This is a genomic window from Pseudoalteromonas sp. McH1-7, from assembly GCF_013366255.1.
GTDB lineage: Bacteria > Pseudomonadota > Gammaproteobacteria > Enterobacterales > Alteromonadaceae > Pseudoalteromonas > Pseudoalteromonas peptidolytica.
This window is the reverse complement of sequence record NZ_JABWPQ010000028.1, coordinates 28,880-42,873: the sequence shown is the minus strand read 5'-3', so window position 1 is coordinate 42,873 and position 13,994 is coordinate 28,880. Positions and strand designations below refer to the sequence as shown.

11 protein-coding genes are annotated in these 13,994 nt (G+C 42.6%); 3 read left to right on the top strand and 8 right to left on the bottom strand.

The genetic code is table 11. The features are described from left to right. Window positions 1-8 precede the first annotated feature (8 nt). The 3 genes from HUZ36_RS18025 to HUZ36_RS18015 form a co-directional block, all read right to left on the bottom strand. Window positions 9-392: a BlaI/MecI/CopY family transcriptional regulator gene (locus HUZ36_RS18025; RefSeq protein WP_125254117.1), complete on the bottom strand. Its 384-nt coding sequence runs from the start codon at window positions 390-392 to the stop codon at window positions 9-11. Between the two features lie 247 nt (window positions 393-639). Further along, complete coding sequence (locus tag HUZ36_RS18020; RefSeq protein WP_176033597.1) at window positions 640-4,341, bottom strand: S8 family serine peptidase; 3,702 nt, start codon at window positions 4,339-4,341, stop codon at window positions 640-642. Window positions 4,342-4,594: 253 nt separating this feature from the next. Continuing rightward, a complete protein-coding gene (locus tag HUZ36_RS18015; protein ID WP_176033596.1) occupies window positions 4,595-5,446 on the bottom strand; it encodes a GNAT family N-acetyltransferase in 852 nt (283 codons plus the stop codon). Between the two features lie 198 nt (window positions 5,447-5,644). Between HUZ36_RS18015 and HUZ36_RS18010 the strand changes: the two genes are divergently transcribed. Beyond that, the gene (locus HUZ36_RS18010) at window positions 5,645-6,331 is read left to right on the top strand and encodes a hypothetical protein (protein WP_176033595.1); all 687 of its coding nucleotides are present in this window, start codon (window positions 5,645-5,647) and stop codon (window positions 6,329-6,331) included. Window positions 6,332-6,562: 231 nt separating this feature from the next. Here HUZ36_RS18010 and HUZ36_RS18005 read toward each other — a convergent pair whose 3' ends face one another. The 5 genes from HUZ36_RS18005 to HUZ36_RS17985 all read right to left on the bottom strand — a co-directional run bounded on the left by HUZ36_RS18005 (window position 6,563) and on the right by HUZ36_RS17985 (window position 10,721). Next, window positions 6,563-7,558, bottom strand: a complete 996-nt coding sequence (locus HUZ36_RS18005) for a hypothetical protein (RefSeq protein ID WP_128730312.1) — start codon at window positions 7,556-7,558, stop codon at window positions 6,563-6,565. Between the two features lie 100 nt (window positions 7,559-7,658). Continuing rightward, window positions 7,659-8,303 carry a DUF6058 family natural product biosynthesis protein gene (locus HUZ36_RS18000; RefSeq protein WP_176033594.1) on the bottom strand — a complete coding sequence of 215 codons (645 nt, stop codon included), beginning with the start codon at window positions 8,301-8,303 and terminating at the stop codon, window positions 7,659-7,661. Beyond that, a complete protein-coding gene (locus HUZ36_RS21795) occupies window positions 8,304-8,477 on the bottom strand; it encodes a hypothetical protein (protein WP_241651574.1) in 174 nt (57 codons plus the stop codon). It abuts the gene before it with no gap. Between the two features lie 402 nt (window positions 8,478-8,879). Continuing rightward, entirely contained in the window at window positions 8,880-9,722 is an 843-nt protein-coding gene (locus HUZ36_RS17990; RefSeq protein ID WP_147390336.1) for an alpha/beta fold hydrolase, read from the bottom strand. A gap of 90 nt (window positions 9,723-9,812) precedes the next feature. After that, window positions 9,813-10,721 carry a calcium/sodium antiporter gene (locus HUZ36_RS17985; RefSeq protein ID WP_368659805.1) on the bottom strand — a complete coding sequence of 303 codons (909 nt, stop codon included), beginning with the start codon at window positions 10,719-10,721 and terminating at the stop codon, window positions 9,813-9,815. Window positions 10,722-11,065: 344 nt separating this feature from the next. Here HUZ36_RS17985 and speA point away from each other — a divergent pair, with 344 nt between their 5' ends. Together speA and speB are read left to right on the top strand one after the other, a co-directional pair. Beyond that, the gene (gene speA, locus HUZ36_RS17980) at window positions 11,066-12,979 is read left to right on the top strand and encodes a biosynthetic arginine decarboxylase (RefSeq protein ID WP_176033593.1); all 1,914 of its coding nucleotides are present in this window, start codon (window positions 11,066-11,068) and stop codon (window positions 12,977-12,979) included. Window positions 12,980-12,982: 3 nt separating this feature from the next. After that, on the top strand, window positions 12,983-13,903 hold the full coding sequence (gene speB, locus HUZ36_RS17975; RefSeq protein WP_176033592.1) for an agmatinase: 921 nt from the start codon (window positions 12,983-12,985) through the stop codon (window positions 13,901-13,903). The last annotated feature ends 91 nt before the right edge of the window (window positions 13,904-13,994 follow it).

Sequence of the window (13,994 nt, the reverse complement as noted above, 5' to 3'; positions counted from 1 at the left end):
TCTGAAGCCTACTCTGGATCGCGCTTGTCATTATTTGCCAATGAATTTAGCATCGCTTCCAATTCGTCGAGCTCATCAGCTTCAATTAGGTTGCTGTCAGAAAACATAGCAACAGGAAGTGGTGCGTCGAGCTCCATCACTTGCTTTGCAAATTCTTGCGCATACAAAGCAAGCGTTGGTACTTTGGCTAAGGTTGCGGTATAAATTTTTTTGTTACCTTGTTTTTGCTCCGCAAGGTAGCCCTTCTCACACATTCTTTCCAGTGTCTTTCTTGTCGATGAATAGCTCCAGTTTAGCTTTGACTCTATTTCAGCATGAATTTCCTTGCCGGTTCTTGGTGCTTGACGCCATAAAATTTTCAAAATTACCAACTCGGTAGCATTTGGTTTCACGCTCCCTCCTATATAGTGCGACATTTGTCACAGAATACCAAAACAGAAAGTGCGACACAAGTCGCACTTTCTGTTTTGGTATTCTGTATTTATTATTTTTATAAGCAAAAGTAGATGTAACCCATTGATAGAATAAACAAATGAAAAACCCCGAGCTTTGAACTCGGGGTTTAAGTTGGATAATGGCTTATCTCTACAAATAGGTGTGGTTATTTCTAGTCACACACTTTTGCTGAATAATGACATTTTATTTACGCAAAGAAACTGAACTTTTGCGACGAAGTAATGCAAATGGTAATGCTAATAGCGATAACCAACCAAGAGAGCCTGAAGAACTCGATGGCGCTTCAACTGGCTTATCAACCACAGCAGGAGGGGTTGGCTCAGCCACATCAGCAACATTAATTGTCACTTTAGTCGGCGCTAGCATAAGTGTACTCTCACCAGCCGCTTTTGCCGTGTACGTGAAACTATCAACGCCAAAGAAGTCTGCCTCAGGCTTGTAGACTACTTTACCTTCTTTGATTTCGACGGTGCCATTTGCAGGAGCATCAACAACTGCAAGTGTTGCTGGGTCAAAGCCGCCTTCAGGGTTAGCGAAAGACACACTTTGCACTGCACGTTGATTTTCACCGCCTCGAGCAGTCAAGGTAACAGGGATAAGATCAATGTGCTGAGCATTATCGTTAGCTAAGACATCAATGGCTTCAGATGTTGTGTCTTCGTCCATTTCAACCATATCTGCAACACCAGCTTTAATCTGTGCATTGTCCGCAAGTTTAACCTTTACACCAAGGTTTACAGAGCCACCATTTGCATAATCATATGCAATCAGTTGTCCTGCCGCTGGCGCTGTACCTTCACCATTGTAGTATGTTTGTAGGCCAACTAACCCATTCGAGTTTTCAATACCAACGGTCGCTTTACTTGGCATTTTTGGCACTTTAACGTAGTTAAAGAAGTGTTCCTCATCACCATTTAGACGGATCCACGATTGGAATGTAAACTTATCGCCAGAGTTATCTTGATATAACTGTGCATCAGCCCACTCAGTAACAAAGTAAGTTGTTACATTATCTGCATCATCGGTAAAGGATAATAATGCAACGTACACTGCTCCGCCTTCGGTTTCACTTGGGCCTTGCAAGTCAAAGTCAGCCCAAAGTGGTGCAATTAAGCCATTTTGACCATTTGCTGATGGGATAGCTTCGTTTGTGCCTGTGCCACTTGCAGAGCCGTCGCCTGCAACGATAAGACCGTTAGTTGTTACAGTAATATAGTTATACTCTTTGCCCGCTAACTTAAATGTATAACCATCGCCGATTGCGCCTAAGTTAAATTTGAAATCAGCATCATCACATGTATCTTCACACCCTGGACGATACTCATCTCGAGCTTTAAGATCGATTGCCAAACCATTTTGAATTGCGCTGCTGATTGATGCCTTACCTAGGCTACCTGTCCATGCGATATGACGAGTAGGCATATCTGCACCAGCTAAAATTTGAGTACCGCTTTGCACATCGACGGTAAAGCTATCTTCAACTAGTTCAAGAGAGCTAGGTAATACTGAGTTGATTGCAACTTGACCTTCAATAGTTTCGTTCATGTAACCAACATTTACGTCAAATGCAGCTGTGTTTGACGCTCCAGAAGTAGAAACTGCCAGACCAGGTAGTGACGTCGACGCTGCAAATGCAGCTAATGGAACATGACCAACGCGCTCACCAGCTTCATTGTAAGCTTCTAGTCGACCGAACTGCCATGCCTCAAATTCAGCACCTGTAATATTCAGTGTGATTGACGTGGCTTTTGCGTCGCCCTCTTCACCATAGGCTGCAAGCTCTACTGATGAGTTGATATCACCCACTGTGACACCGTCTCCAATCGCGACACCTTTAAAGTGCAGTTTCATGGCTTCGTCAGTCATATTACGAATCGTAACACTGTAATCACAGCTATCAACACACAGCGTTTCTGATAAGCCCATTTCAGAGAAAGTAACTTTAGCATCGAATGCCTTATCAAGATCTACACGTCCTGCACCCACATCAAAGCCATCAGCAGGCGTTACTTCATCTTCTTTTTTCAAGCCATCTGTTACACTGGTATTCGTCAGTGCAGACTTAATTTCTTGAGGCGTCCACTGCGGGTATTGCTGCTTCAATAGTGCGGCAGCACCTGCAATATGAGGGCCCGCCATAGATGTGCCAGAAAGTTCTGCAAAGCTTGCCATTCCGTCTACATCCAAGTGAGCTGACAAGATGTTAGTACCTGGAGCCGCCACATTTGGCTTAAAGATGGACGGATCGCCATTTGGCCCTCTTGAAGATGACTCACGCATCGAGTCGCGCGCAGCTTCACTGATTGCGGTACGATTGACGCCATCAACAGCTAGTTGACCAGCAAAACCATCAGCTGAGATTGCAGTAATAATGGCTTCACCATCATCTTGACTGACCATAAACGCAGGAGTTGCCTCGCCTGCTGTGTCCATAATAAATGGAGTACCTACGCGGTTATTATATATTAACACCGCTTTAGCGCCGGCATCCGTTGCATTTTTTACTTTAACTGAGAAGTTACATCCACCGCGAGAAACCACCGCGAAAGCGTCGGTAAAAGACCCAGCAGGGAAAGGTTCACAGCCTTCAACGTTGTCAGGCGAGACAGTTTTAGCTGCGACAGGCTTTGCCGAGATAGCCGTGTTATGCGGCGTATCTGAACTGCTTACATGTAAGATATTCTCACCACCATCCAATGCCATACCAGTGGTGAAGATACGACCATGATTGGTGTTAGCTACTGACAATACTGACGCTAAGTTTGCAGGGCCACCGATAGTATTAGCACCGGCACCGCCATTACCCGCTGAAACAACAGCGACCACGCCCGCTTCTTGGATATTTTCAAATACTTCTGCATACGCACTGTTCGTTGGGTCAGAGCCATAGCCACCACCCCAAGAGTTGTTGATCACGTCTGCGCCATCTTCAAGCGCATGCTCTAGCGCCTCGATCAACATGATGTTCGAACCGCCACCTTCGTACAAGGCTTTGTAACTCATTAAATACGCGCCAGGTGCAACACCACTTAGCTCTAAGTTATAACCGTTGTAATCTGCTGTTACTGCCGAGCCTACTGCGGTGCCTGCTACGTGCGTGCCATGGCCGTCTTTATCAAGCGGGCTAAATGTTTGAAAATCAGGTTGTGAAAATGTAGGTGTTGAATAACGAGCAACAATCAGCTTGTTATTACAAAATGATGAATCTACAGTTCGACAGTAGTCATCTGATGGCAATGCACCTGTTGGTGCTTCCATACCAGCATCATCAAACATTGGGTTAGTCGGCACAATACCAGAGTCGATAACTGCAACTCGAATCCCCTTACCTACGCTACGGTCTCCACCAAGCTTCTCCCACACTACAGGGGCATTGATAAGAGAGAGTGAGGCGTCCATTTGCGCCTGGTAGCGTTCTTCTTTAAACACTCGCGTGACGCCAGGTAACGCCTGTAGTTGCTCGTAAATGTCTTTGTCTGACTTCACCACAACAGCATTCATTGTCGCATCAAAATGGCGGTCTACTTTTGCGCCTGGTATTGATTGAGCGAGCTTATTTGCAAATACATTACGCTCTTTTGCAAGCACTTGTCTTTGTGATTTCACGGCCTGAGACTGCATCATAAGACCGTTGCCATTGCGCTCAGCGTCAACCGCACCTTGCGTCTTGACTAACGCGTTACTTTCTAGGCGAACAATATAGTAATGTTTGCTCAATGCTTTAAGGGGGTTTGTTGGTTTAGCGTGACTGCTTTGTGTATGCTCGAACCCATTGATCCCATTCGGAATTTCTGCATTTAGGTTGACGCTCGCTTGTACACTTGTCATCGCCAACGCGCCACATACGGACGCCGCAACCATTGACAGTTTTATTTTATTTGACATTTTTTCCCCTGATTTTTTCTTATGGTAATATCGTTGCAATGAATGCAAAGGAGAAATCAATATAATGTAAACCTTAAACAGTTATCAACTGTTCAACCCTCAACTATTTTACATTCACTGTTGACAAACACAAAACAAGCCATAACTTATTATTATGTAAGGAAAAGTAGTGAATTAATATTCGTAAACGAACGTAAACAAGCAATCAAAGTGTCATCTAATACTGTTTTACTTTCACCTTTTTGTTAATTTATTAGCCTATTTCGAATGAGGTTACACCAAACACTTTCTCCAGTGGCAGCTCTGGAAATTGCCCTGTGTACATTCGTGCAGTTTCAAATACAGCCGACAATCGGAATTTTTGAGCCAGCGCAATTGCCGCAGCATTGACTTCGGGTACATCTAAATAGATAGGTGAAGATTGTGGTACTTGAGATTTAAGCGCTAAAAACATTTGTTCAGCCAATTCTGGCGACTCTGCATACAACGGTGCAATTTTATAGCCAGTATGGCAAGGACGAATAACGCCGCACGCAAATAGCTTTCCCTCCTCGTAAATACCACATGCATAACTGTTTGGCTGATGGATCCAAGCTTGCAAAAACTCCGTTCTGGGCGCAGGGAAAAACTTTTCTTCATAGGCTTTAAGTACGTCAAATGAGGTATCTTTTAATGAAACAAGGTTTGTAAGGTGTGGCTTATCCCCTCCTCCTATGCCCTCATAACGTATATTGCGATAAGCTAATTTAAACCCAGACTTTTCATAATTTTCTTGTTGCGCAACAACACCATCTAGGCCAATATTGCAGCTTTTTAGATATTGCATTGCGGCATGCCACATTTTTATGCCATAACCACGACCACGATATTCAGGCTTGACGATATAAAAGCCTAAAAATCCAAAACCGCCATCATATTTAACCACAGAAATCGTCGCAATAGGCTCATCACCTAAGTACCCCATCAAAAAACCATTTGGATCTGCGTGAAAATAGCAATACGCGTCGTTTACTCCAGGGTTCCAGCCCTCTTGCTGCGCCCACTGCACTGCCGTCTCGAGCTCTGCCAAACTCATATTTTTAATCTTAAAAGTCCCCGCCCCCATGATATTTCTCCTATCACGTCAATGTTGTTCTAATACTGACAAATCTTTAGATAACTTTGAACTAAACATCAATGACTTGTCAAATATAACGTCAAACTCTAAGTAAAACCCTAATTTATTGATTTAAATACAAAAAACACTTATCTTCTGCACTAAATCTACGCTTAGTTTAATCAAACCATAAAAAGGAATTGCTTTATGGCACTACATATCAAAGACTCAGCAGTCACTTACTCACCTACCCGTATTACAAAAGAAAGCAATTTTTACACGCCATTTCCCAGTAATGAACAGGTTACCTTTAACGAAAAACAACTATTGCCACTTGGGTTGCTTTCAACTACGAAGCTTGCCCAAGATGATAAAGATAACATACTGATTGCAATGCCAATTTCGATGGCAATATTTGATGGTGACGTTCCCTATATAGTTTATTCATTAACTGACCATGGTTGGCAAGTAGACGCTAGCTACTTGGAGAGTCTCAGTGATGACTTTGAAAGCTATGGTGAATATTATCAAAAAGCCGCTAGTTTCTATAAAAAACACGCTTTTCTGAATATGTCACTGAATGAAGCTGAAGATGGTGAACCGTTATTTGAATTTGGTGGACAACCTGAGCTAGGTTGCAACTGGGATGCCTACTTGTGGGATGAAGAGAGTGATGATGAGACTCGCTATTTTGACGCCATAGATGAAGAGAGTGGCGATAATTACGACCACTATGCTACCCGCGAAATTGGCTTTTTCGACGAACAAAGTGGTGTTGACTTTAGCTATCTTGGCACCTTCAGCTTTTCAATATATGTCGACGGTGGCGGAGAGGGTATTGTTTTTTATAGCGCCAAACATAAAAAAGTATTAATCATTGCCGAGTTCTCCTAGCTAACCTGCGGTGATGTTTAATTATATATTTTTTCAATTATAAGATTTATACATGGTGATAATGTCTGATTTCAGATAATAGTTAGCATTCAAAAGAGCGCTAACTTAATACTCACCATTTTTCTTTCAGTTGACGTGCTAGGCAGTGAATTAAACACAGCTAGCACTACAATTGTTCATTAGAAAAACTTCATTATCCGAGGCTCAAGTTTGTCATCGCCCACCTCCCCGTTACTGCATCACAAGAAAAGCCTCAGAAACAACATAAGTAGTATTTTTATCTTTTATATAAACCCAGTTTCTAGAAGCTTCCATATCTAAATATACATGGTCACCAACACCATAGTCTCTTAAAGCAGTGATTGGTGTAAAAGACTGTCGTAATAGCTGACTATTGTGGGCGATTATTGTAGGTATATCTCGGCCCATTTCGATACCAATAAGTTCAAAAATATAGGTGACCACAAGGGCAAACCTCTCATACATACTGTCAAATATTCCGGGCGTTAGTTCATCTATCAACCTAAATAACCAAGGTAGTTGTACATCAACGTCTACACTTGGCTTATACTGTACGAAGTTAGGTATCCCTGTGAAGCGTTGGTCAAACACATTATATGTTCCTTTCACACTGATATTTTTATAGCTTAGTTTTACATAAACATTTATAGGCAAACCGAGTTGATATTTTCGTAAATGTCCCACAGTTTCGATATCAAAGCCGGTTATAAACACAGGGACATCCCCATGGGCGTTAACAATTCCATCAATGAATAAACGCATCGGACTTTGAACTTTCGATTTAATATTGCGCACACGCGTGTCTGATTCTGCCGCAATCTCGTTTATTGCATCAGTGGATATTTCGCTAAAGTTATGTTCTACAACCTGGAAATGCTGATCAACTTCAGCACCCAGTTGTGCTCTTAACTCGTCAGGGAAAGTACTCTGTGTTGTTAATCCGCGAACATAGCACTCATTTTCATGTATTACCATTGGTACATTGACTCCCTCCATATTGTCGTTATGAGGTAATCCGTACGAATGACCTGCGACATAACGGCATGAATCTGACTTGTCTTGCCATCGTCTGTCTATAGTGGGAAGTGAGGGGAAGCTGTTTTGTGTGAAAGCAGCAGGTGTGCTGAGAGTGTGACTTTCAGCCGATACCAAAAGTGGAATACTAAGTGAAACACTCAACAATAGCATTGATAGTATATTTTTCATCATTATCCTTGATTTGCATTATGTAAAAACCAAGAATATAGAGTATGCTTTTAAATGATAATACAAAGTTACAAATGTAACTTTATTGCTCAAGAAGTTATTATAACTCGGAAGGAGCAGGAAATTTTGCTCTCACATTTTCAATTAAACGTTTTCGAGAGCTCTGTTCACGCTCATGGGGGGCAAATTGCGTACTTGCGTCATCCAACAGGTTAACAGCTTGATGCAGCTTCACTAATTCTGTTTTGCTGAGGTCATGCTCTAAAGCGAGATATTCATTAATGATGATAATGGCAGCTTCTTTGTTGGCAATATCTTCGGGCAGCCCCGTTTTAGTACAAAGTCCATAAATACCATCGAGAAAATACTGCCATTCGCTACTAAGATGGCTATCAATATTCCCGTTAAGCTTCGTATTTTTCGTTGTAAACCCCTGTGTTTTTAGCCTATTAATTTGCCTCTTATAACGGTGACTAAAGACATCAAATGCCTGTGCTTCATCTCTTAATTGTGAGACCACCCCAAGCCATACCAAAGCGCCTTGTGGATAAAACTCGAGGTTACTATTATCACAATGCGCACCAAAGAAAGAATCGCATTTCAAGTTTAAGGCTAATCTATAAGCGGCTTTTGGCATCAACCGCTTTTCAATTAATTCATTTAACTCAGTTTGTGATAGCCGCGATTCGCGAAGTAAGTGTTCCTTTGTAATGAAATAGGTATGTAGATAATGAATTAATTCCATTTACCTTTCCTCTACACTGTCGAGTTTAACTTTTGCGGTGAGTGCTGTTGCTATGATTATAAAACCGAGTAAATTGATATTAACTGAAATGTGCTCTAGGTTTAATTGAACAGTTAATAATAACCCTGATGTAAACTGAATTAAGGTATCTTCAACTTTAATGCCTATTGTCATTAGCCCCCCCAGTATCAGCGCCCACATCAATGCCTTATATTGCTGTTGATAAAGCTTAAACGACACCATTATACATATAATACTAGTTGCAAAATCAAATACTAAGATGGGAGTAGGATGAATAAAAACCCCCAAGACTGCGAACAATGATCCGCTTAGCCCGGCTATCGCTAACAGGTAAAGAGTAATTTTTGAACTAGTGTTATGCTGAGGAAATATCATTTTAATTATGTAGAGTTGGGATTTGTTAATCTTTACGGTTTAATTCTTGTTCTCCTAAAAGGGTTTATCAGCACTCAATCTCTCAACTTATATAGACAAAACTAGGTGCTAGAATACAATACCCCTTTAAGCAAACCCAAGGGGTAGCAGTATAACCACTCCCCCAATGAGTAAGAAGTATTATTTTACTTTATTTACCATTTCTTCAATATATTTAATGGCAATAAATGGATCTGTCTCATCAAATAGGTGAGAAGCATATTTCATGGTAACAGCGGTGACATTGTCACCAATTTCTTGCAGTTTTATCTGGGAATCTTTTGACGTTTGCGTGTAAACATCAACATCAGCATAACTCATACCGGTAGAGCGGATAGTCACATGAGGGATCCCACGCGACAGTATCGTAACTGGCATTTTCCGGTTGATTTTATACATCTCTGTATGGGCAGAAGCTTCTTCCAAATCTTCTAATGAATGAGTATCTCGCTCCCAGTTGACGATCCAATCCATGATCTTCCATGCTTCTTTGGACATCTTACTTTTCATATTGTGATACCAAGACTCATGAGCGATATCAATAAGTACCATCCCTTTCACTTTTTCAGGGTTTCGGTTGGCATAGGCTCTTGCAACAAAACCACCAAATGAGTGAGGCACAAGTACCAAATTATCCATTTTAGTGGCTTGAGTAAATGCCTCAAGCTCTTGTGTAAGCTCCAACATAGTCCGTACTCGAGGCTTTGCAAAAGTGCTTTTTCCGGTGCCCGCTCTATCATAAAAACATAAGCGATAGCCTTTTGGATTTATGTTATGAATGGTGTTTTTGTAGGTTTCATGAGCATCAAGGCCCATTCCAGCAAGTAAAAGTGCCGTTGTTTCGCCCTCTCCTTTGCAAGCATAGGCAAGTTTGTTGCCGTTTATTTCCACATATTGATAATTGTGCTCATGAGCTGATTGGTTAGCGCTGGCCACTGAACTACAAGCGACGAGCCCCAGTACTGCTGATGTTATTATTTTCATTGTCCTTTCTCATTTATTGTTTGCTCCAAAAACATACTAAGCAATTCCCTTAATGAATTCAATAAAGTTTCAGAAACTTCTGAAACTTTATTATATCAAAGTGTAAACAAAGTATGCGACGTAGCCTATAAATAAGATGCCTCCCTCTTTGCGACTGAGTATTAACCCAGAAATGAGTAATGGCGTACAAAGTATCGTTGCAACGATCATGACTGAAATATCAACATTTAGCATACGGCTTGTCACTTCTAAAGGGGTTGCGCTGATAAGTCCGGTCACGCCAAGTACACCCAATGAATTGAATAAATTACTACCAATAACATTGCCTACCGCAATATCAGCATGCCCTTTTATACTCGCCATGACAGAGGTAACCACTTCTGGTAGCGACGTGCCAATAGCAATAATGGTTAAGCCAATCATAACTTCATCCACTGCTAAAGCACGGGCAAGTTGCACCGCGTTCTCAACCATCAATTGTCCGCCAAATATCAACAAGCTAAGCCCTACGATAAATAGCAGTATGCTAACTGCGCGCTCACGCCAACGGTTTGGTTGTTGTGATGGCGTCGGTTCATTATTCTTATTACTAAGCATGCGGCCTTGGATAGACAAATAAGCGACATAAAATAACAAAAGCGAGCACAATAATGCTGCGTCTAACTGACTGAGCCTGCCATCCCAGACTAATGCAGTGACAATAAAACTGGCGATCACTAGCATTGGAATGTCTCTTTTCACTAACTCTTGTGAAACCACCAGTGGTGCAATCAGGGCAGATACTCCGAGTATAAAAAGAATATTAAAGGTATTGCTGCCTAACACATTAGCAAAAGCGAGACTGCCTTGCCCCGTAACAGCTGACTGAATGCTAACAGTAAGCTCAGGAGCACTGGTACCAAATGACACTATTGTTAACCCAATCAATACGCTTGGAACATTAAAACTTGCAGCTAGCTTAGAGGCACCCGCGACTAAACTGAGGGTAAGATTTGTCACTCTTGACGAGCAAAATAACTCATTAGACTGGGACTCTCTATTTGTGTCTAATGCGCGAAAATTAATTAACCTGAACACGGTATAAAAAGTTGGTTAATCAACCAAAAATATCCATGTTCAAAAGCGTAATAACACGCTAGCCAGATGTTATTTCTTAATACAAGGCAAATTTGTGCGTCAATAGCCAGTCTATTGCAAACAAATTTAACGCAGTAGTAAGGGATAGCAGCTGCTAGAGAACAGGTTTTTATGCGAGTTCAGGTTAATTAGACCTTTCACTCAGTGAGTAGCCGCCAATGATAGCGCACTGCAGGCTGAACTCTAACTTATGTTAAGGAACTTGAATGACCAAATTTATCTCTTCTGAGCAAGCACGTGAATGCTACAACGTGCGCCACTGGAGCCAAGGCTTCTTTGGTATTAATGATCAGGGAGAGGTTACAGCGATGCCGAACCAACATCAGCCACAGCACGCCGTAACTCTGACAAACATTGCACAACAAATTAAATCTGAGGGTTATACCCTACCTGCGCTAGTGCGTTTTCCACAAATTCTAGAACAGCGTGTACATAATATTGTTGGTGCGTTTAATCAGGCGATTACTGATTACAGCTACCCAGAAGACTATTTATTAGTTTACCCAATTAAAGTAAACCAACAAAAAGAAGTCATTGAGGGGCTTATTGCAAGCCAAGCAGCCAGCGATAAAAAACAGCTTGGCTTAGAGGCTGGCAGTAAAGCTGAATTACTTACTGTATTGGCGCTTAGTGAAAAAACCAGCGCAGTGATCGTGTGTAACGGCTACAAAGACAGAGAATATGTCCGTCTTGCGCTTATCGGTGAAAAATTAGGTCACCAAGTTTATATCGTTTTAGAAAAGCGTTCTGATCTCGATATCGTGATGGCAGAAGCCAAAGCGCTAAACGTTAAACCACGTTTAGGGTTACGCGTACGTTTGGCATCGCAAGGTAAAGGTAAATGGCAAGCAAGCGGCGGCGAAAAGTCCAAATTTGGTCTGTCTGCATCGCAAGTTCTTACGGTTGTTAACCAATTAAAGCAAGCTGACATGCTAGACGCGCTGCAACTGGTGCACTTTCACTTAGGCTCGCAAATGGCCAACATTCGTGACGTGCGCGTTGGTGTGGGTGAAGCCGCTAGATTCTACTGCGAGTTACGCCGTTTAGGTGCAAACCTGTTGAATTTAGACGTAGGTGGCGGGCTTGCAGTGGATTACGATGGAACTCGCAGCCAGTCCCCCAACTCGATGAACTACAGCTTAGCTGAATATGCAAACAACATCGTTTACACCATAGGCGATACCTGTAAGCAATACAATCAGCCAATGCCAAAAATTATCTCTGAGTCGGGTCGTGCGTTAACTGCCCATCATGCGGTATTAATCACCGATGTGATTGGCACCGAAAGCTACCAAGTAGAAGAGATAACTGCACCAATGAGTGAAGCTCCAAGACTGCTACACAATATGTGGACGTCTTGGCAGGCACTCAACGAGCAGAGTGATGACCGTGCGTTGATTGAAATTTTTCATGATACGCAAGGCGACTTGGCAGAAGTACACAGCCAATTTGCGATGGGCCTATTAAGTCTTGAGCAAAGAGCTTGGGCGGAGCAAGTAAATCTGCGTGTATGTTATGAGCTAAACAAGCGTATGGACAACAAAAACCGTTTCCATCGCCCAATTATTGACGAACTCAGCGCTAAGCTTGCGGATAAATTCTTTGTGAATTTCTCGCTATTTCAATCTTTGCCAGACGCTTGGGGGATTGAACAGGTATTCCCTGTACTGCCACTTAGTGGATTAACAGAGGCACCAAAACGCCGCGCGATATTACTAGATATTACCTGTGATTCTGACGGTACGGTGGAGCATTATGTGGATGGCCAAGGTATTGAAGCAACATTGCCTGTACCTGAGTTTTGCAAAGATAAACCCTATTTATTGGGGTTTTTCTTGGTGGGTGCATACCAAGAGATTTTAGGTGACATGCACAACCTATTTGGCGACACTCACACTGTTGTAGCCACATTAGACGATCAGGGCGAATTATCGCTGGGTAATATCGATGCAGGCGACACGGTTGCCGATATGATGCGTTATGTACACCTTGATGTTGAACAATTTAAGCGTAACTTTGCCAACCTTGTTGAAAGCAAACTACCGCTTGAAGAGCAAGCAACCTGCCTAGCAGAGCTTAAAACCGGCCTTGACGGCTATACTTATTTGGAAGATTTTTAACCCATGAGCCATTTATTCGATCACACCGATCATTCTCTGTACTCCAACAGCATGACGTTTTTACGTCAGCCAATGGTACGCAATATCACAGATATTGATGCAGACGTTGTGGTACTTGGCTTGCCATTTGATTTGGCAACCTCTGGACGCCCAGGCGCACGCTTGGGTCCAGATGCGATCCGTCGCGCATCCGTGCATTTGGCTTGGGAAAGTAAAAAATATCCTTGGTCATTTGCATTGTGGGACAAAATAAAACTACAAGACGCTGGCGATTTCACATATCCAGTTGGCGATCCTGAATATTTCACTGCGCAACTCGAGCTAGCTGCTCTGCAAATTTTGCAGCAAGGCAAAACGCTATTAAGCCTAGGTGGCGATCACTTTGTGACCCTGCCTTTGCTGCGTGCTCATCAGCAAATTCACGGCAAAATGGCACTCGTACATTTTGATGCGCACACAGACACGTACAGCCAAGGTTCACGCTATGACCACGGTACTATGTTCTATCATGCTCCAATTGAGGGCTTAATAAGCCCAGAGCATTCAATGCAAATTGGCATTAGAACCGAGTACACAGAGCAAGGCCACGAGTTTGGCGTGATTGATGCTATGGCAGCAAATGACTTAAGCGCTGAAGAAATAGCTGCGCAGATCAAAGCACGCGTCGGCGACTTGCCGGTGTATTTAAGCTTTGATATCGACTGCCTAGACCCAGCATTCGCACCCGGCACAGGCACACCAGTATGCGGCGGTCTAACCAGCGACAAAGTCCTGAAGATTTTACGCGCACTGCAAGGACTGAACATGATAGGCATGGACGTAGTAGAAGTCTCCCCTTCCTACGACCAAAGCGAGCTCACCGCAATCGCCGCCGCCACCATTGCGCACGAACTACTGCACCTGTGGGCAGTAAAGCATAAATAATCGGATGCAGATTTAGGTTACGCCACCCTAACAAGGTGGCTTTTTTGTTTAGGTTTTATACCCTGTTTTACTTATAAATTATGCCAGTTAT

Coding starts and splice junctions, on each gene's coding strand:
- HUZ36_RS17990 (WP_147390336.1), bottom strand. CDS start 9,722: ATGAAAATAATAACATCAGCAGTACTGGGGCTCGTCGCTTGTAGTTCA.
- HUZ36_RS18010 (WP_176033595.1), top strand. CDS start 5,645: ATGGCACTACATATCAAAGACTCAGCAGTCACTTACTCACCTACCCGT.
- HUZ36_RS18015 (WP_176033596.1), bottom strand. CDS start 5,446: ATGGGGGCGGGGACTTTTAAGATTAAAAATATGAGTTTGGCAGAGCTC.
- HUZ36_RS21795 (WP_241651574.1), bottom strand. CDS start 8,477: ATGACAATAGGCATTAAAGTTGAAGATACCTTAATTCAGTTTACATCA.
- HUZ36_RS18000 (WP_176033594.1), bottom strand. CDS start 8,303: ATGGAATTAATTCATTATCTACATACCTATTTCATTACAAAGGAACAC.
- speB (WP_176033592.1), top strand. CDS start 12,983: ATGAGCCATTTATTCGATCACACCGATCATTCTCTGTACTCCAACAGC.
- HUZ36_RS18020 (WP_176033597.1), bottom strand. CDS start 4,341: ATGTCAAATAAAATAAAACTGTCAATGGTTGCGGCGTCCGTATGTGGC.
- HUZ36_RS18005 (WP_128730312.1), bottom strand. CDS start 7,558: ATGAAAAATATACTATCAATGCTATTGTTGAGTGTTTCACTTAGTATT.
- speA (WP_176033593.1), top strand. CDS start 11,066: ATGACCAAATTTATCTCTTCTGAGCAAGCACGTGAATGCTACAACGTG.